Origin of the sequence: Nocardia suismassiliense (genome assembly GCF_900269665.1) — a bacterium.
Classification (GTDB): Bacteria; Actinomycetota; Actinomycetes; order Mycobacteriales; family Mycobacteriaceae; genus Nocardia; species Nocardia suismassiliense.
The window spans coordinates 6,946,583-6,963,932 of record NZ_LT985361.1 but is presented as its reverse complement, the minus strand read 5'-3'; the positions used below and the strand labels follow the sequence as shown (position 1 = coordinate 6,963,932).

The window sequence follows — 17,350 nt, the reverse complement described above, 5'->3', positions numbered from 1 at the left end:
GCGTGCGTGGCACTCGTGAGTGTCATGCGGGTCCCCTGACAGGGAGCGAAGGAGAACGAGATGACGCTGCTGCGAGAGGCCATCGGGGACAGTCTGCGGCGTGCTCGTCTCGCCCAGAGCCGGACCCTGCGCGAGGTGTCCACCTCCGCGCGCGTGAGCCTGGGCTATCTCTCCGAGGTCGAGCGGGGCCGTAAAGAAGCCTCCAGTGAGTTGCTGGCCGCGATCTGCGCGGCCCTCGATGTGCCGCTGTCCCGGGTGCTCTGGGATGTGAGCACGATCATGGCGGGCGCCGACGGCCTGCCGACCCGTACCCCGGCAGACGCCGCGGCGGCACCGCTGCCGGTCGCCGCGGAAGAGCCCACCGCCGCCGAAGCCGCACCGGCCGCCGCACCCGCCGCGGCCGCAGAGCCCGCGCTGGCGCCCGCGAGTGCCAGCCTGTCGGTGGCCGGCTCGGGCGTGCGTCCGCTGCCGCTGGCCATGGACACCAGAATCGTCATTCCCGCACCCAAGGCCGACATGCTGGTCCTGGTGAAGGGCATGTGACACCCAGCGACAGGTGGCCGCCGCGGCAACACTGCGGACCGGCGCCGAAAGCGGATAGATTCTCACTAGGCGTCGGTTGGGCCGGGTATACCCGGCGCAGCGGCCGCATGGTGGAGGATAGGCATATATCGAGTGCGTGACGGTCGCGCACCGGAGCCGCGTCGAGGGCGCGGCACGTCAGATGGAGGCGGGATCAATCGATGGCTAATCCGTTCGTCAAGGCCTGGAAATACCTGATGGCCCTCTTCGATTCGAAGATCGAAGAGCACGCGGATCCGAAGGTCCAGATTCAGCAGGCTATCGAGGAAGCTCAGCGCCAGCATCAGGCCCTCTCGCAGCAGGCCGCGTCGGTCATCGGCAACCAGCGCCAGCTGGAGATGAAACTGAACCGGCAGCTCGACGAGGTCGAGAAGCTCAACGCCAACGCACGCCAGGCGGTCACGCTCGCCGACCAGGCCAGCGCCGCGGGCGACACCGAGAAGGCGATCCAGTACACCAACGCCGCCGAGGCGTTCGCCGCCCAGCTGGTCACCGCCGAGCAGTCGGTGGAAGACCTGAAGGTGCTGCACGACCAGTCGCTGCAGGCGGCCACGCAGGCCAAGAAGGCCGTCGAGCAGAACGCGATGCTGTTGCAGCAGAAGGTCGCCGAGCGCACCAAGCTGCTCAGCCAGCTGGAGCAGGCGAAGATGCAGGAGCAGGTTTCCGCGTCGCTGCAGCAGATGGATTCGACGCTGTCGGCGCCCGGCACCACGCCGAGCCTGGACGCGGTGCGCGAGAAGATCGAGCGCCGCTACGCCAATGCCCTCGGCTCCGCCGAGCTCGCGCAGAACACGGTGCAGGGCCGCATGCTGGAGGTACAGCAGGCCAGCATCCAGATGGCCGGGCACAGCAAGCTCGAGCAGATCCGCGCGTCGATGCGCGGCGATCAGCTGCCCGCGGGTGGCGCGGCCCAGCCGGCCGTCAATCCCGCACCGGCGCAGGCGAACCCGGCCCAGCCGCAGATGAACAAGGGCCAGGCCGCACAGCAGTAACGGTTCGACGCTCGGCGAGGACTTTGTCGGTGGTCACTGGAACACTGGCGAACACAGCACGGGCACCCGGCGGGCCGGCCGTCGGCCGCGCCGGGACCGTGCTGGTCCGATCCGCGCTACCAGTGGGAGAGATGGCATGACTCGGGACAAGGCGCTTCCGGGCCGCAAGCGCGACGCGGCGATCATCCGGGCGCAGGCCGCGCTCGCTCCGCAACCGGGAAGCCTGCCCGACAGTCTGCGCGAGGTCGGCGAGAGCGCCCTGGTCGCGGTGCGTCGCTGGGCCGATCCGCGCGAGCGTGAACTGCGCCGTCGCCGCCGCGCCCGCCGCCGCAGTTTCCAGCTCGGCACCGCCTCCGGCCTCACCACCGCGGGAGCCGTTGGGCTGGTGGTCATCTCCGCGCCCGCCTGGATCGTCGTCGTGCTCGGCGGCGGCGCGGTCGCGCTCGTCACCGGCACCGCACTGAGCGCCCGCCGCTACCTGCGACTGCGCAAATCACCCCTGCCGCAGCCCACCTTCGTCCCGCGCAAACAGCCACCGCTGTGGTCGCGGGCCCGCGGACCCATCGCCACACTGGTCCGCGCCGAACGCGCGCTGCACGGACTCGGCACCCAGATCGCCCGCGGCAACCGATTGCCCGACGACGAACTCACCGACATGCTCGAAACCGCGGCCTCCGGCTCCGCCGCCCTGCACGCCCTCGCCGCCGACGTGACCGCCATGGAGCAGGCCCTCGGCGCCATGGGCCGCGCCGATTCCCCCGCCTCGGTAGCCCTCACCGGCAACCTGCAATTCGCCCTCGACCGCCTCGACACCGGCGTCACCGAATACGAACAGGTAGTCGCCGCCGCAGGCCGCATCCTCGCCGTCCCCGAAAGCGCCGTCATGCGCCACAATTTCGACACCATCGTCGCCGACCTGCGCCACGCCGCCGACCGCCTGGACGGCTGGGCCCAAGCCCTCACCGAAGTCGCCGACCAACAGGTCCCGATCTCCCGCCCCGGCCAACTCTGAGCGCTGCGCTGCTGGGCGTCCGTTTTCAGCTACATTCGGCTGGCCAGCGCCCTGTCCACCTCGGGATCGCCGAGTTCGCCGAGCCAATTCAGCAAGTCCGGGTCGGCGGCCGGGTTCGTCGCGATCCGTGCGCGCAATTGCGGCCAGCGCTGGGCGATTTCGTACAGTGCGGCCGGTGTGGTCTGCGGGTCTGCGGCGCGGGCGCCGTCCGGTCGGGCGTCGAGCGCGGAGGTGCCCGCAGCGTATTCGGTGTAGCTGGACTGTGCGTTAGGTGCCGCGTACTCGGTGCGACTGGTCGGCGTGCTTGCTGCGCCCTGGCGGGCCTGCGGATGTGGTGCGGTGTGACCGAATTGGGTATTCGACGGGGTGTGCCCGGTGTGGCTTCGCTGCGTGTTCGGTGTGCCTGGGACGGTCGGCACGGGAAAGCCGTAACCCGTTGTCGCTGACGTACTTTCGGCTACGTCGTTGCCGAAGATCAGTGTCTCGAGACAGTTTTGTGCGGCGTTGATCAGGCGCCGTTCATGATGACCTGCGGGTGCGCGAAGCACGCCTCCGCCCTGATTGCGGACCCAGATTCCGAACTGTCTCGCCGTCGAGAAGAAATATGCGGACACACCCAGCAGCGCGAGGCCGAGCACAAAGCCGGTCACACCGGATATGGCCGGCGCACTGAACAGCGCCAGCAACGCGACCAGCAGAGACCCGGCCCCGTAGACGAGATGCCGGGTGGACACCGCCTCACCGACGGCGATCTCGCTCACTTTGCCGAGTGGTGTCGCCTGCTCCAGACTGCCGTGCGGAATCACCGCGAAAATGGTGTTCGGCCTGTGCACCACCACCCGGCGATCGGTCACCACCAAGCCGACCTTCAGATGACTCAAAATCAAGTGCGGGCTGAAGTGGGTCGACAGCCGCAGCGTTTCGCCGGGCATGAGCCTGATCGAGGTCTGGTCGTGCATGGTGTTTTCCGTTCGGCGGTGCGGTTCGGACGGGTTGGAGACGCACTGCTACGTCCGGTGCTGGAGCCACTGGGTGGTCGAGGTGGCGCAGGCCAGTAGGAGGGTGAGGACTGGGAAGACGAGCAGTCCCAGGGATATTCCGCCTGCGATTGCGGCTAGGGAGTCGGCGTTGTCTGCGGCCATATCGCGGTACAGGACTGCGTTGCGGGCGCGGATGGCGAAGAAGGACAGGATGCCGAGGGCGATTACTGTCAGGCAGCCGAGGGTGATCAGGGCGCGGCCGGCGAAGCGGCGGCGCAGCAGGAAGACGGCTCCTACACCGAGCAGGGCGGCGGCGACTACTTGCGCGATGCCGGAGCCGACGAGGTATTCGCTGTACCAGCCGGTGTAGTTCAGGGTTTTCGGTCCGCCGCTATCGGCGTCGAGTGCGGCCACGGAAATCAGATTGCTGGATCCGCCGATGAGGTGGGGGACTGTGCCGAGCAGCGCGAAAACCGCTGCGGTCTTGGCGGTTCCGTTCAGCGGCGTGGTCGTGTGCCGCGGTGCGGGGTATGGGGGACCTAGGTATTGGGCCGAAAGGTAGGCAGGTGTGGCGTTGCGCGCAGGTGGATGCGGCGGGGCCGAACGGTGCGGCGCCGGGAACGGCGGGCCGAGGTACTGGGTCGCCAGGTAGGAAAGGGGGTCACCCTGCGGTGGCAGGGTCGGACGCCGCGCGCCCGAGTACTCCGGCGGGCGAGCAAGCGGCGACGGATCGATCATCCCGTCATCGTCGCGTCTCGGCGGCCATCCGGGTATCCACCGAATAGCTGACAGGGCAGCGCATCTTGCAGGCCCGGACGGTCGCAGGATGCTTACCTGTGAGGTAGGCATCCGTTTCCGCCGCTGAAGTGGACATTCGCCGCAGCACGGACTGCACGTCTGACACCCGCCGTCGGCGAATGGTGCGCTACCAGCCCGGATTCAGCGCAGTTGGTCTCGGCGGCGTAGTTCTTCGGCCCTGGCGCGCAGCGCGGCGTTCACCAGTTCACGGCCCTCGGCCACCAGGTCGAGCACCTCCCAGGAGGCTTTGCGGGCGGCGCCGCCGACGATGCCGGCGATCGCGCCACCGTGGCGGCGTGCGGCGGCCGCGAGTTCTTGGGCGAGTTCATTTTCCATCAGGCACCGACCGTCACGTGAGATCGAGTGAATAAGTGTGTGCCGAAAAACATGTGTACATAGATCGACCATCCCTTCCTGACTGCCGCTATCCGGAACGCTCCGCGCAAGATCAGAGTACAACCGTACACTGACCGAGGTCACGGCCGGGAGAGCGCAAAATCGAAGCCTCCGCGAAGCGTAAACCGTGCTCGGTCCGGCTGGTACCCGAGAGGTCGCGCACGACGAAGTCGGCCGGGCCATCCAGGGCTTGCTCGCCGACGCCGACGACGCAATGCGGTCCGGCCGCGATCCCCGCCGCCACCCCGGCGACGCTGTCCTCGAAGACCACGCAGTGCTCGATCGGCCGACCGAGTTTCTGCGCGGCCAGCAGATAGCCATCCGGGGCCGGTTTGCCCGCCGCGACGTCAGCGGCCGTGATGGTGACGGACGGTAGGGAGATCCCGGCCGCGCCTAACCGCGCCGCGAGGAGAGCGGCCGACGCCGACGTCACGATGGCCCAGTCCGCCGCCATCGCTACCAGCAGTTCGCGCGCGCCGGGCAGCGCCGCGGTGTCGGTGGCCCCGGAGATCTCGATGTCCTCGATCCGGGCCAGCCCGGCCACCCGCGCATCCTCCGGCAGGAACAGGCGCACCGTTTCCATCGAGCGGCGACCGTGAATACCGGGCAGCACCACCGCGGGATCGAGACCGTACTCTCGCGCCCAGCGCGTCCATGCGCGCTCGCCGCTGTCGACCGAGTCGACGAGCACGCCATCGCAATCGAAAAGCACTGCGGTGCAAGCCACATCAATGGGCAAGGTGTTGTTCCTCCTCGGTCATCATCGTTTCCAGCACTCGGGGGCTCGTAAGCCTCGAGCGGCGCGCCCGCAGCCAGGTGACGAGCGCTATCAGGCCGGCGACCGCGGCGAGCGCGGGAGCGGCCAGCGGGATCAGGCGTTGTGCGGAGGTAGCGGCCGCATATCCGATCCCTGCCCCTGCTGTTGCCCACACTACGGCCGCGCCCGCGCTGTACGGCGCGACGCGGTGGTACGGCAACCCCGTCGCGCCCGCCAGATGCGGTGTCAGCGTCCGGATCACGGGCAGGAATCGTCCCAGTGCTATCGCTTCGCTGCCCCGCCGATCCATCGCGCGTTCGGTCTGCCGCCACATCGCCTCCGGTATGCGCCGTCCGAGCCGATGGGTCCGGAGTCGATCACCGAGCAGTCGCCCGGTCCGATGCCCGAGCGCATCGCCGGCCATCACGGCGAGGGCGGTAACGAAGATCAGCATGACCAGGTCGAGCTGTCCGGTGTTGGCCAGCGCTCCCGCGGTCAAGAGAAGCGTGAGAGTCGGGATGAAAGCGCCTATCAGCAGCACTGATTCGGCGAGTACGGCGGCGACTACGACGCCATAGGCTGCTAGGGCGGGGATTCGATCCAGCAGATCCGCGAGACCAGTCATGTTGTGCGCCTTGGTGCTTCGCTGAGGCCCGAGGCCACCGATTCGAGGGACGCCCCGGCGGCTACGGGAGCTCTGAGACGCCAGACGTCGGCGGGCGGCAGATTCCCCCAAATGTGCACGCGCCCATCGCTGTATCGGTCGCGGTAGCGGTGCAGTACGTCGTCGACGAGACGATGTCGCGCCGCCTCGATGCGCGAGGACAGTATCGATCGAGCCACGCGGGTCCCGCGGTAGGCGAAGAAAGTCAGCGTCCCGCCGGGATGCAAGAGCTCGAAGTATCGGCTCATGATCCCTTCGACCTCGGTGGGTGTGAAGTTGGTGAACGGCAGTCCGGAGACGATCACGTCGTAGCGGCATCCGGTGTCGAGCTGTTCGACGAAGCTTTCGTGGACGTGCAACGCGGCGCCTGCCGGCTCCGGGTAGTCGTGGACCAAGTCCCTGAGGTGTTGGGTGAACCGAGGATTGGGCTCCACCACGTCCAACCGGCTGCCCGGCCCGATCAACGGGAGCAGCGCGCGGGTGACCGATCCGGTGCCCGCCCCGGCCTCCAGCACCGCCAGCGGCCGCCAGGACTGCGCGCGCACCGGTTCGGTGAGCGCGGCGGCGAGGCGGCGGCTGCTCGGCGCGATCGCCCCGGTGGTGCGCAGATCGCGGACGGCCTCGCGCAGGAACATCCACCCCGAGGACCCTCGACGGTGCGAAATAGTATGGCTCTGCATGGTTTTCGACGCTATGCAGCAACTGGCCTGCGCAAATCCGCCGTTGTGCGACGCGGAACCCCGACGAAAGTAGGGGGTCGATGCGGCCGATAGGCGGAGGTAACCGACCGGTATCCGGCTCTACGGTGGGGGAGTGCAGACAGACACACCGACTCGTTGGCCGTGGTGGGCCGAGGCGACGCTGACCGGCTTGGTCACCGCGCTGTCGGTGCAGGACGCCGCAGTGTCCGTGGGCGGGAGGTGGCTGGAACTACCGGTTCTCGTCGCGTTGCTGGCCGGTCTGTCCACCGCGGGCCGCCACCGCTGGCCGCTGGTGACGATGGTGGTCGCCGTGCTCGCCGCGGGAGGCTGGGGGCTGATCCTGCCGCTGCTGGTGATCGCCTTCCAACTCGCCGCGCTCGGGCGGCTGCGTCCGGCGATAGTTGCGGTGGTCGGTGCGTTGTCGGCGAATTTGCTGATCCGCCCCACCCTCGACCTCTGGCAGCCCCGAGGTTTCGGCCCTGCCCTGCTGCTGGCTCTCGTCGTGGCCCTCGGCATGTGGGTGCGCAGCCGCAGGCGGCTCATCGACGCGCTCGCCCAGCAGGTCGAGCACCTGCGCATCGAACGGGAACTGCGCGAGGAGGCCGCCCGGCTGGCCGAACGCTCGGCGATCGCCGCCGAAATGCACGACGTGCTCGCGCACCGGCTCAGCCTGCTCGCCCTGCACAGCGGCGTACTCGCCACCCGCACCGACACCTTGCCCGCCCCGGTGGTCGAACGGCTCGGCCTGCTGCGCAGCACCTCGACCGCCGCACTGAACGAGCTTCGCGAAGTCCTCGGTGCCTTGCACGAGACCGGTGCCGCACCGGAACTCGCACCCACGCTGCAAGAGCTGGACGATCTGGTGGACCAGGCGCGCACAGCCGGGCAGGACGTCGAGTCGAGCACCGTGGGCGATCCGGAACAGGCCCCGCTCGCTCACCGCCTAGCCGTGTACCGCATCGTGCGGGAAGCACTCAGCAACGCCCGTAAGCACGCAGGTGCCGCCGCGGTCGTCATCCGGGTCGCGTACACCGACCTCGCGACTTCGGTCGCGGTCACCAATACTACTGGGGCACAAGAAGATCCAGTGGTATCCTCCGGCTTCGGACTGATCGGCCTGCGGGAACGCGTCGCCGCCCTCGGCGGGCAATTCGAGGCAGGCCCAGCGGGCGCGGGCGGCTGGCGCGTCGCGGCAACCCTGCCCCGTCCCACACAGAACGGAACCGCCCAGTGATCCGAGCCATGATCGTGGACGACGACGCCCTCGTCCGCCTCGGCCTGTCCGACCTGCTCGGCACCGATCCCGATATCGAGGTGGTCGCGCAGGCCGCCGAGGGTCTCCAGGCGATCGAGCAGGCGACCGTGCACCGCATCGATGTCGCCCTGATGGACGTGCGGATGCCCCGGATGGACGGCATCACCGCGATCACCCGGCTGCGCGCCCTGCCGCATCCGCCGAAGATCATCACACTGACCACCTTCGACCTCGACGAATACGTCTACAACGCACTCGCCGCGGGTGCCGACGGGTTTCTGCTCAAGGACACCGACCCCGCCGAGATCTTGCGCGCGGTCCATCTGGTCGCCGCCGGGTCGGCGATGTTGCCCCCGGTGGCCGCCCGCCGGCTCATCGACCGCTACCACCACACCGCCCGCCCACGCGCCGCCGCGGCCCAGCAGCGCATCGACCGGCTGACACCACGTGAGCGCGACGTGCTTGCGTTGCTCGCCGAAGGTGCGACCAACGCGGACATCGCCTCGACTCTCGGCATGCGTGAGAGCACGGTGAAGGCACACGTCAGCCGTATTCTCACCGCCCTCGAAGTCACCAACCGGGTCCAGGCCGCACTGTTCGCCCGTGACATATCCCCCGCTTGAGGGCCGATTTCGCCGTCGGGGTGTTTGGTGGGGAACGTGCCGGGTAGTTGCCTTCATGTAGCTGATCGGCCGGGTTCCATCTCAGGAATCGGGAACATTCACTACAAGGGCAGGAGCAGACTGATGCTTGATATTGCCTACCGAAAATCCGCGATCGACCAGGACACGCAACGGCTGGATGTCAGCAGATATCTGGCCTGGGGCAACGTCGATGATCCGGTCCGACGCTCGCGGCAATCGCAGCGAATCGCCGAGGATCTCGACCAGTCCGATCAAAAGGCAAGTGCCTGAATCACTTCCATCGAATGTACGCGGAGGAATCACATCATGACCGGAATGCTGGAAGAACTCATCGGAAGCGCTGTGTATGACCCGGAAGGCGACAAGATCGGCAAGGTCAAGCGGATCTACGTCGACAACACCTCCGGCGCACCGACCTGGGTCTCGGTGACCACCGGGATGTTCAGCGGAGATTCGCTGGTCCCGCTGGCGGGTGCCCAACTGCGGCACGACCCGGAAGCACTGCAGGTGCGCGTCGAGAAGGAGGAGGTGAAGACCGCGCCGCATCTCGAGCACGACGGTCTGATCAGCCCCGAAGCCGAGCGCGAACTGTTCGACCACTACCACATCGACCCGAACCGGGCCGGCATGGAGCTGGGCGGCAAGCAGCAGATGCGCGGCGGCCGCCGCCCCGACGACCGGGGCATGGTGCGTTCCGAGGAGCGCCTGGCGGTCGACAAGCAGAACGAAGAGGTCGGCCACGCACGTCTGCACAAGTACGTGGTGACCGAGGAGCAGTCCGTCACCGTGCCGACGACCCACGAAGAGGTCCGGATCGAGCGCGAGCCGATCACCGACCGGTCGCAGATGGGTCGCGCCGACATCGGTGAGCAGGAGGCCGAGGTCACGCTGCACGAGGAGCGGGTGACGGTGCAGAAGGAAGCTGTGCCGGTCGAGCGGGTTCGCCTCGCCGTCGACGAGGTCCAGGACGAGCAGACCGTCTCGGACACGGTGCGTAAGGAGCGGATCGAGACCGAGGGTGTGGAGAACGATCGCCGCAACCCGGGTCGTAGGTGAGCATCGGTTCGCCGATAGATATCGCTGGGTGAGGATCGGGGTAAACCTGATCCTCACCCAGATATCTGCCCCCTGTCGGCAAGGGCGGCAACAGTATTCAGCAACCTGGCTTCAAGTGCCGGAATCTATGGGCGGCGGTCGCGACGTCGCGGTACCGAATTATCCGTTGCGTCGAATATGAAGGCGTGCTCAACTTTTCGGCGAACCCAGCCGGACGTAGCGCCGGATCGTGCCGCAGAATGCGAAGCTCTAGCTCCACGGTTTCCGGTGCGAGCGCGGCGCCGAACTGCTCGGCGACGTTCAGTCGTAGGCAGCGCAGGCGATCGAGTGCGTCGACCTGCCTGCCCGCACGGTAGAGCGCCAGCGCGTGCAGCCGGGCCAGCGGCTCGTGCAGCGGATGCTCGCCCGCCAAAATGCCCATCTCCCTGAGGCATTCGACTCCGGAGCTGAGCCGCAGCGTGGCATCCAGCCCGGCAACGGTCAATTCCAGCCGCCACTCGTCCAGCCTGCTCGCCTCCACCGCCGCGTACGGTGCCCACAGCAGGTCGGCCAGCGCAGGCCCGCGCCACAGCCGCAGCGCCTCGTCGGCGGCCGCACCGACCTCCGCATACCGCCCCGCCCGCCGCGCCGCATGCAGCCGATCCGCGATGGATTCGGCGGCCAGCAGGTCACCGGCGACCATCGTCGTGCGATAACCCGCCGGGGTGCGCAGCACCGTCGTGCCGTGCTCGCCCAGTGCCGTCCGCAACCGTGACACGACAACCCGCAACCGTTCGACCGGTCGCGAGATCTCCCCATCACCCCACAGGTCGGCGGCGAGTCGCCGATCGGGCACCGGAATCCCACCCGCCAGCGCGAGCCGGACCAGCACCGCCCGCTCCAGCGGCCGGTCCACCCCGATCGCCCGCACGCCGTCGGTAACCCACACCGGCCCGAGCACACGCACCTGCGCCTGCCCCGTGTCGGGGATGTGGGCAGGACGGGTGATGCCCTGCGCCGCAGTCATTCTTGGGCCTCTGTCGGATGCGCGCCGTTCTCGGTAAGTCGCTGCCGCACCACCGGCAGCACCCGCTTCGGTATCCGATCCGAGGACTTCGCACAAAGCCGCGCCACGGTGGCACCGATCGCAGGCGATCTCGTATCACCCCGACCCGCTGGCGCTGGGCATGTGCTGACTTGTGCCACAGTCATTCTCGCGCTCCCCTCCGATGCGCGAGAGCCGGACCCATGAGGGTGATCCCGTAGTGCGCGAACTCGGCTTCGACCTCCGCGCCCGAGGGACGGCGAAAGTTGTTGGGCGGCAGTGCGAGTTCCGTGGCCGCTGTGCCGAACGCGCGATGCACCTTTTCCACACCGGCGGGGGTGTAGTGGTGCAGCACCCGCGCCGTTGCGGTGTGCACCGCGAAACCATGGGGGATGCCGCGTGGCAACCATACGGAAGTGCCTGGTTCGGCGTGGATGCGCGCCAATCCGCGGTGCACGGTGAGCTCACCTTCCAGTACGAAGCACAGTTCGTCCTCGCGGGAGTGCAGATGGACCGGCGGCTCGTCACCTTTCGCCACCACGACCTCCGCCAGCGACAGCACCCCGCCCGTGGTCTCGGCGAGTTGATGCCAGATCACCAGGCAGCCGAACGCCCATTCCGCGATCGGCTGGTGCTGCCCGAGTTCGTGACGGTGTTGTTCCGGCAAGGTGCGGCTCCTCGATTGGTGATCCCGATGTGTTCATGGTCGATCCGCTGGACCGAGAACGGAAACACCGATCCGCTGTCGGATCTACAATCCAGACTTGTGGATGTGGAATTCCGGCACCTACGTGCGTTCCACGTACTGGCCACCGAGCTGAACTTCACCCGGGCGGCGGCTCGGCTGCACCTGAGCCAGCAGGCGCTGAGCAATCAGATCAAGCAGCTCGAAACACGCATCGGCGCAACGCTTTTCCAGCGCAACAGTCGCCAGGTGACGCTCACCGACGCCGGTCGGACGCTGCTGGCCAGGGTGCCCGGCATCCTGGACACCGTCGGCGCGGCGATCGCCGATACCCGCGACACCGAGTCCGGGGAGCGCACCGAGTTGATCATCGGCATCCGGGTGGCGACCGGCCTGGACATCACGCCGCGGGTGCTGCGCGCCTTCGCGGCGGACTATCCGCACGTCGCGCTGACCGTCGGCAAGGTCGAATTCGACGATCCGAGTGCCGGCGTGCTGGCCGGGACCTCGGATGTCGGGCTGATCTGGCTGCCCGCGCCGGACGGCCTGGACGTGACGCCACTGCTGGCCGAGGAGCGGATCGCCCTGCTGCCCGCCGACCATCCGCTCGCCGCAGGCCCGACGGTCTTGCCCGCGGACCTGGCCGTGCAACCGTTCGCATGGTGGATCGACAACCGGGATCTCGCGTCGCGCGACTTCATGACGCTGGCCGAGTACCGCGACGGTCCGCTGCTCATCGGCGCCGAGGTGACCACGCTGGAGGATCTGCTGGCCGCGGTGGGCAGTGGCCAGGCGGTCGCGGTGTCGGTCGCCTCGGTGTCGCGGTTCTTCCCGTGGTCGGGTGTCGTCGCCCGGCCACTGCTCGATGTCGCGCCCGCGGTGCTGGCCGTCGCGTGCCGCGCGGGCGAGGATCGGCCGCTGGTGACGGCCTTCGTCCGGATCGCGCAAAAGGTGGGCGCCGAGCTGGTCGCCGAGGGCGACGATCGACACGCCCTGATCGTCCGGGGTGCTACCTGCGGCGGGCCGGTAGTCAGGGTGAACCCTGATCTTCACCCGGATATCGGCGTTGACCTGGTGATTTATCGTCACGCGGCTGCCAGAGTGGAACATGTCGGATCGTCGGAGAGCGGTTCGCAGAGACCCTCGGAGGCTGGCACATGTTGTGGAAGATCATCGGTATCGTCGCGGTCGTCTGGATCGCGCTGGCCATCATCGGTGCGTTGATCAAGGGGCTGTTCCCGATCCTGGTGATCAGCGCCATCGTGTTCGGGCTGTACCTGCTGTACAAGGCGGTGTCGGGCTCGGACAACTCCTCGGTCAGCAAGTTGTAGCTCCCGTCCGCAGACGGCTTCTGCGCGCCGGGAAGCGCTGCGAAGCCGGGTGGGCGGTAGTCGGACGGTCCAGGTGTGGCCGGGATGCCACCAGGAGGCGCGAGCGAAGTCGCGAACCCGTCCGGCCAGGGGCCGTGCGCTCCCCGATGAGGGGAAAGCGCGCGGCCCCTTTCTTTTTGGGCTGCCGCGTTCCCGGGTGATCACGGCACTCTAGTCTGACCTGACCACGGAAAACGGTGAGAGGGGACAGCTAGTGGAGCAGCTTTCTGAGGATTGGCAGCGCGGGCTCGTCATCGTCGCGCACCCCGATGACATCGAATACGGTGCGGCTGCGGCTGTGGCGCGCTGGACGGGGCAGGGCAAAGACATTCGTTATGCCTTGGTCACCAGCGGCGAGGCCGGGATCGCCGGACTGCCACCCGCAGAGTCCGGGCCACTGCGTGAGGCCGAGGAGATCGCCGCCGCGAAAGCCGTTGGCGTGCAACAGGTGGAGTTCCTCGGATACCCGGACGGGCGGGTCGAGGAGACCCTGCAACTGCGTCGCGACCTGGCTGCCGCGATCCGCCGTCACCAGCCAGAACTGGTGGTGCTCTTCAACTTCGGTGACACCTGGGCTCCCGGGTTCGCCAACAGCGCCGATCATCGTGCCGTCGGCCGCGCGGCACTGGACGCCATCTCCGACGCGGGCAATGAATGGATTTTCCCGGAGCTCACCGATGCGCCGTGGTCGGCGCGTTGGGCAGCGGTGTTGGGCCCCAAGGTGACTCACGCCGTCGACGTCACCGCGCACATCGATCAAGCCGAGGCGTCGTTGGCTGAACATCGCCGGTATCTGGAGGTGCTCAGTTCGGAACCGGTGCAGGACCAGGTTCGCGCCATCGTCGACCGGGCAACCGGCCCGATCGAAGGCTTCCCCGCGGAGCGTGCGGTCGGCTTCGAGCTCTACCACTTCGGCGGCTGACTCGGCGCCGATGGTGGGGCGCCTCGGTCTACTTCATCTTGGTGGAACGGATTTTGTTCAGCAGCAACGCGTTCGATGACGGGAAGCCAGGAGTTCAAGGGCGCGACGGTCAGGCCGACCACCTTGCCCGCATCATCGGCACGCCGCAGAGCGAGGGCGGCATCGAAATCCGGGTCGGCCCGGAACTCGGCGATCTCCGCGGCGTTCATCGGGCCGCCCTGCGCCAGCAAGGTGCGCTGACTGGAGGGGGACAGGCGCGCGGTGTGCGCTGAATCGGTCGCCGCCAGATAGCGTTTTGCGACCACATGCAACTCGACCAGCCGCGCGACGCGATCACCAAGCAGTACACGGATCGCATCCGCGCCGTGTCTGCCGTGGCCCGCGTCGTCGCCGGGCACCAGCTGGTGGCCGATGTCGTGCACCAGTCCGGCGACCTGTAACTCCGCATCCAGCGGATAACGCTGCCGCAGCAGTTCCGCGCATTGCCGGTCGTGGTCGAGGATGTCGACCGGATCGCCGCTGCGGTCCGGCATGTCCCAGACGTCCGCGCCGTTCGCCAGCAGCACCATCAATTCGTCCACGGTGGACACCCGCACGATCGCTCCCACTCTCCGGCACTTATTGGTCTAGACCATAACGCGGCTCGCGTCGGAGGTCACGTGAAGTTCTGCTGTCGAGCAGGTGAAGACGCGGCACGTAGCTGCTGTCGAGCCGTAACCGCGTGTGGCAGGCTATGCGGATGCGAGTAGCCGTAGTTGCGGGACCCGATCCGGGGCATGCCTTTCCCGCCATCGCGTTGTGCTTGCGTTTCCTGGCCGCGGGTGACGAGCCGGTGCTGTTCACCGGCCCGCGCTGGTTCGACGCCGCGCGCGAGGCCGGTATCGGCGTGCGCCGGTTGAAGGGGCTCGCCCCGCGCCCGGCCGACGACGACACCGACGCGGGCCAGCGCATCCACGAGCGCGCCGCGCACATCTCCACCGAGATCCTGCCCGACCTCGGTGCCATGCTGCCCGAACTGGTCGTCTCCGACGTGCTCACCGCGGGCGGTGGGATGGCCGCCGAACGGCTCGGCGTGCCCTGGGTCGAGCTGTCCCCGCATCCGCTCTATCTGCCGTCGAAAGCCTTGCCGCCCATCGGGAGTGGCTTGGCTCCCGGCGAGGGGCTACGTGGCCGCATGCGCGATGGTGTGCTGCGCACCATGACCGCTCGTGACATCCGCAACGGTCTGCGTCAGCGTGCACAGGCTCGCGAAAGTGTCGGCCTGCCCGCCACCGATCCGGGTCCCGCCGCCCGCCTGATCGCCACCCTGCCCGCGCTCGAGGTGCCGCGTCCCGACTGGCCGGACAACACCCACGTCATCGGCCCCCTCTTCTGGGAACCCACCGAAGCGATCCTGGCGCCGCCGCCCGGGGATGCTCCGCTGGTGATGGTCGCCCCGTCCACCGCGCACACCGGCGTGGCCGGCATGGTCGAGACGGTGCTCGAAGCCCTCGCGGGTGCCGATGTCCGCGTGGCGATCTCGATGCTCGACACCCCGCCCGCCGACCTACCGCCTTGGGCCACAGCCGGTTTGGGGCGCCAGGATGAACTGCTCACGCACGCTTCGGTAGTCGTGGGCGGTGGCGGGCACGGCCTGCTCGCGAAGTCGTTGTCCGCCGCCGTTCCTGTCGTTACCGTTCCCGGCGGCGGCGATCAATGGGAACTCGCCAATCGGGCTGTCCGCCAAGGAAGTTCACTGCTCGTACGGCCGCTGACTGCGACCGCCGTCCGCGCCGCGGTGCTGGAGATCCTGACTACTCCTCGCTTCGCCACCGCCGCGAAAGAAGCTGCGGCCGGTGCCGCGGACGTCGCCGATCCGATCGAGCTGTGTCACCACGTCCTCGACTCGGTGCGCACGGGATAGTGCGCCGCGGCGCTTGGCGGTGTCGTGTCGGACACCGCCGCCGTCATCGGGCCGCTGCGTAGTGGCGTCGTTGTGGCCGATCCGTTCGGTAAGACCGCGGCTGCTCCGTGCGGCCGCGGTCGGTGAGCAGCAGGGCAGGTGGGGGTCCCGCGTCTGCGCGAGTATCTTGGGCACGGTGCGATTGACGGAGTTCCAGGAGCTGTTGCATACCGAATTCGGATCGGCGCGGGGCGATGCCCTGCTGGCCGATCATGTGATCCCGGCGCTGGGGCGGACCGGGGCCGATGCCATCGAAGCGGGGGTCGATCCGCGCGATGTGTGGCGGGCGCTCTGCACGGAGTTCGACGTGCCGCGGGGACGCTGGTGAGTACGTCGAAGCGGGCCGTGGAGCAGGAGGAGCCGCTCTACCGGTTCGACGAGCGCGAGCGGATGATCCCGGTGGACCCGGAACGCCTGGCGGCGCGGCTGGCGAAGGCCCAGCCGACCGACTTCGCCGGCTTCCGGCAGACCGGGATCGAAGCGATGCTGCTCGGCCGCTACGGCGAGGCCCTAGATCTGCTGGACCGGGCGTTGGAGCTGGTGGACACCGAGGAACGCCGGATCACGGTGTGGATCAATCTCGGCGATGTCTACCGCTATCACGGCGACGCCGGTACCGCCGAGACGCTGTATCGCCGGGCGGTCGAACACGCACGGGTGGCCGCGCCGGAGGTGTTGTCCTTCGCCGTACAGCATCTCGGTAAGGCGCTGGCCGAGCAAGGTCAGCTGACCGAGGCGCACGCGCTGCTACGCGAGGCGTTCGACCTGCGGACGGCCGAAGGCGATCCGGAACTGATCGAATCCACCCGGGTCGCGCTGGAAAGGCTTCCGGCACTGCCGATTCCATTGCCGCCTAAGGTCGCCGCACTGCTCGGTGCGGATGCGACCTGGTCGGTCGAGCACGAAGGGCAGAGCGGCGGTGTCGCTTTCGTCAACGGCACCTACTGGGTCAAGCGGGGACCGAAGGCCGTTGCGGAACACGAGCGACTGAACTGGCTGCGCGACCGGGGGATTCGGTTGCCGGAGACCGTAGTGTTCGACGGCGACGTGCTGGTGCTGGCCGACGCGGGCGCCGCGAGCCTGGCCGCGCGGGACGACGCGGGCGCGGGTGAGTCGTCGGTGGGCGCGGTCATGGGGACGTTGCTGCGCCGGTTGCACGACCTTCCGATCGCCGAGTGTCCCTTCGACGGACGGCTCGACGCGGTGCTGGCGCAGGCGCGCCGGCACGTCATCGAGGGCCTGGTCGACCTCGACAACTTCGATGACGAGAACGCGGGACTCGCCGCCGAAGACATCCTCGCGCGACTGCTCGACGAACGTCCCCAGCAGGAGGACTTGGTCGTGGCGCACGGCGACTTCACCCCACCCAACGTGCTCGAGGGTGCGATCCTGCTGGACGTCGGCGCGCTCGGGGTGGCGGATCGGTACCGCGACCTGGCGTTGGCCGTGCGGGATCTGCGTGACGACTTCGGCGAGGCCGAGGTGACCGCCTTCTTCGCCGCGTACGGCCTCGGCGAACCGGATCGCCATCGCCTGGAGTACTACCGCCTGCTCGACGAATTGTTCTGAG

Annotated in this window: 22 protein-coding genes; 13 read left to right on the top strand and 9 right to left on the bottom strand. The window is 68.3% G+C overall.

From position 1 onward, the window contains the following. Positions 1–60: 60 nt before the first annotated feature. The 3 genes from DBO33_RS30985 (at position 61) to pspM (ending at position 2,586) form a co-directional block, all read left to right on the top strand. Positions 61–543 (top strand): helix-turn-helix domain-containing protein, encoded by a 483-nt coding sequence (locus DBO33_RS30985; RefSeq protein ID WP_107658211.1) that lies wholly within the window; start codon positions 61–63, stop codon positions 541–543. Between the two features lie 200 nt (positions 544–743). Continuing rightward, positions 744–1,574, top strand: coding sequence for a phage shock protein PspA (pspA, locus tag DBO33_RS30980; RefSeq protein ID WP_107658210.1), 831 nt, complete (start codon positions 744–746; stop codon positions 1,572–1,574). Positions 1,575–1,710: 136 nt separating this feature from the next. Further along, the gene (gene pspM, locus DBO33_RS30975) at positions 1,711–2,586 is read left to right on the top strand and encodes a phage shock envelope stress response protein PspM (protein ID WP_107658209.1); all 876 of its coding nucleotides are present in this window, start codon (positions 1,711–1,713) and stop codon (positions 2,584–2,586) included. A 29-nt stretch (positions 2,587–2,615) separates the two neighbouring features. Here pspM and DBO33_RS30970 read toward each other — a convergent pair whose 3' ends face one another. The 6 genes from DBO33_RS30970 to DBO33_RS30945 form a co-directional block, all read right to left on the bottom strand. Continuing rightward, positions 2,616–3,545 carry a variant leucine-rich repeat-containing protein gene (locus DBO33_RS30970; protein ID WP_107658208.1) on the bottom strand — a complete coding sequence of 310 codons (930 nt, stop codon included), beginning with the start codon at positions 3,543–3,545 and terminating at the stop codon, positions 2,616–2,618. A gap of 48 nt (positions 3,546–3,593) precedes the next feature. Beyond that, positions 3,594–4,304 carry a hypothetical protein gene (locus DBO33_RS30965; protein WP_107658207.1) on the bottom strand — a complete coding sequence of 237 codons (711 nt, stop codon included), beginning with the start codon at positions 4,302–4,304 and terminating at the stop codon, positions 3,594–3,596. A 201-nt stretch (positions 4,305–4,505) separates the two neighbouring features. Then, complete coding sequence (locus DBO33_RS30960; RefSeq protein ID WP_107658206.1) at positions 4,506–4,700, bottom strand: hypothetical protein; 195 nt, start codon at positions 4,698–4,700, stop codon at positions 4,506–4,508. A 112-nt stretch (positions 4,701–4,812) separates the two neighbouring features. Further along, positions 4,813–5,499: an HAD-IA family hydrolase gene (locus DBO33_RS30955; RefSeq protein WP_199856812.1), complete on the bottom strand. Its 687-nt coding sequence runs from the start codon at positions 5,497–5,499 to the stop codon at positions 4,813–4,815. Further along, entirely contained in the window at positions 5,489–6,142 is a 654-nt protein-coding gene (locus DBO33_RS30950; protein WP_107658205.1) for a DedA family protein, read from the bottom strand. Before DBO33_RS30950 ends, DBO33_RS30955 begins: the two co-directional genes overlap by 11 nt. Further along, positions 6,139–6,861: a class I SAM-dependent methyltransferase gene (locus DBO33_RS30945; RefSeq protein ID WP_107658204.1), complete on the bottom strand. Its 723-nt coding sequence runs from the start codon at positions 6,859–6,861 to the stop codon at positions 6,139–6,141. The genes DBO33_RS30950 and DBO33_RS30945 overlap by 4 nt, the downstream gene beginning before the upstream one ends. 133 nt (positions 6,862–6,994) lie before the next feature. Between DBO33_RS30945 and DBO33_RS30940 the strand changes: the two genes are divergently transcribed. The 4 genes from DBO33_RS30940 (at position 6,995) to DBO33_RS30930 (ending at position 9,837) form a co-directional block, all read left to right on the top strand. Beyond that, positions 6,995–8,116, top strand: a complete 1,122-nt coding sequence (locus tag DBO33_RS30940) for a sensor histidine kinase (RefSeq protein WP_199856811.1) — start codon at positions 6,995–6,997, stop codon at positions 8,114–8,116. Further along, the gene (locus tag DBO33_RS30935; RefSeq protein WP_107658203.1) at positions 8,113–8,760 is read left to right on the top strand and encodes a response regulator transcription factor; all 648 of its coding nucleotides are present in this window, start codon (positions 8,113–8,115) and stop codon (positions 8,758–8,760) included. The genes DBO33_RS30940 and DBO33_RS30935 overlap by 4 nt, the downstream gene beginning before the upstream one ends. A gap of 123 nt (positions 8,761–8,883) precedes the next feature. Then, on the top strand, positions 8,884–9,051 hold the full coding sequence (locus tag DBO33_RS43145) for a hypothetical protein (protein WP_159080611.1): 168 nt from the start codon (positions 8,884–8,886) through the stop codon (positions 9,049–9,051). A gap of 36 nt (positions 9,052–9,087) precedes the next feature. Then, positions 9,088–9,837 carry a PRC and DUF2382 domain-containing protein gene (locus DBO33_RS30930; RefSeq protein WP_107658202.1) on the top strand — a complete coding sequence of 250 codons (750 nt, stop codon included), beginning with the start codon at positions 9,088–9,090 and terminating at the stop codon, positions 9,835–9,837. Between the two features lie 97 nt (positions 9,838–9,934). On the opposite strand, the gene DBO33_RS30925 is transcribed toward DBO33_RS30930, so the two are convergent. Continuing rightward, the gene (locus DBO33_RS30925) at positions 9,935–10,843 is read right to left on the bottom strand and encodes an AfsR/SARP family transcriptional regulator (RefSeq protein ID WP_107658201.1); all 909 of its coding nucleotides are present in this window, start codon (positions 10,841–10,843) and stop codon (positions 9,935–9,937) included. A 181-nt stretch (positions 10,844–11,024) separates the two neighbouring features. Continuing rightward, positions 11,025–11,528, bottom strand: a complete 504-nt coding sequence (locus tag DBO33_RS30915) for a cupin domain-containing protein (protein WP_107660738.1) — start codon at positions 11,526–11,528, stop codon at positions 11,025–11,027. A gap of 99 nt (positions 11,529–11,627) precedes the next feature. Between DBO33_RS30915 and DBO33_RS30910 the strand changes: the two genes are divergently transcribed. The 3 genes from DBO33_RS30910 (at position 11,628) to DBO33_RS30905 (ending at position 13,838) form a co-directional block, all read left to right on the top strand. Further along, a complete protein-coding gene (locus DBO33_RS30910; protein ID WP_159080610.1) occupies positions 11,628–12,770 on the top strand; it encodes a LysR family transcriptional regulator in 1,143 nt (380 codons plus the stop codon). After that, positions 12,704–12,877, top strand: coding sequence for a hypothetical protein (locus DBO33_RS43665; RefSeq protein WP_167768782.1), 174 nt, complete (start codon positions 12,704–12,706; stop codon positions 12,875–12,877). The genes DBO33_RS30910 and DBO33_RS43665 overlap by 67 nt, the downstream gene beginning before the upstream one ends. Positions 12,878–13,130: 253 nt before the next feature. Beyond that, positions 13,131–13,838: a PIG-L deacetylase family protein gene (locus tag DBO33_RS30905; RefSeq protein ID WP_107658198.1), complete on the top strand. Its 708-nt coding sequence runs from the start codon at positions 13,131–13,133 to the stop codon at positions 13,836–13,838. Here the strand turns inward: DBO33_RS30905 and DBO33_RS30900 are convergent. Further along, positions 13,820–14,434: an HD domain-containing protein gene (locus tag DBO33_RS30900; RefSeq protein WP_107660737.1), complete on the bottom strand. Its 615-nt coding sequence runs from the start codon at positions 14,432–14,434 to the stop codon at positions 13,820–13,822. The two genes, DBO33_RS30905 and DBO33_RS30900, sit on opposite strands and share 19 nt — an antisense overlap. Before the next feature lie 143 nt (positions 14,435–14,577). On the opposite strand from DBO33_RS30900, the gene DBO33_RS30895 reads away from it, so the two are divergent. The 3 genes from DBO33_RS30895 to DBO33_RS30885 all read left to right on the top strand — a co-directional run bounded on the left by DBO33_RS30895 (position 14,578) and on the right by DBO33_RS30885 (position 17,349). Next, positions 14,578–15,741, top strand: a complete 1,164-nt coding sequence (locus DBO33_RS30895) for a glycosyltransferase (RefSeq protein WP_107660736.1) — start codon at positions 14,578–14,580, stop codon at positions 15,739–15,741. 175 nt (positions 15,742–15,916) lie between these two features. Then, entirely contained in the window at positions 15,917–16,108 is a 192-nt protein-coding gene (locus DBO33_RS30890; RefSeq protein WP_107660734.1) for a DUF3046 domain-containing protein, read from the top strand. Beyond that, positions 16,105–17,349 carry an aminoglycoside 3'-phosphotransferase gene (locus DBO33_RS30885; RefSeq protein WP_234391135.1) on the top strand — a complete coding sequence of 415 codons (1,245 nt, stop codon included), beginning with the start codon at positions 16,105–16,107 and terminating at the stop codon, positions 17,347–17,349. Before DBO33_RS30890 ends, DBO33_RS30885 begins: the two co-directional genes overlap by 4 nt. Position 17,350: the final 1 nt, after the last annotated feature.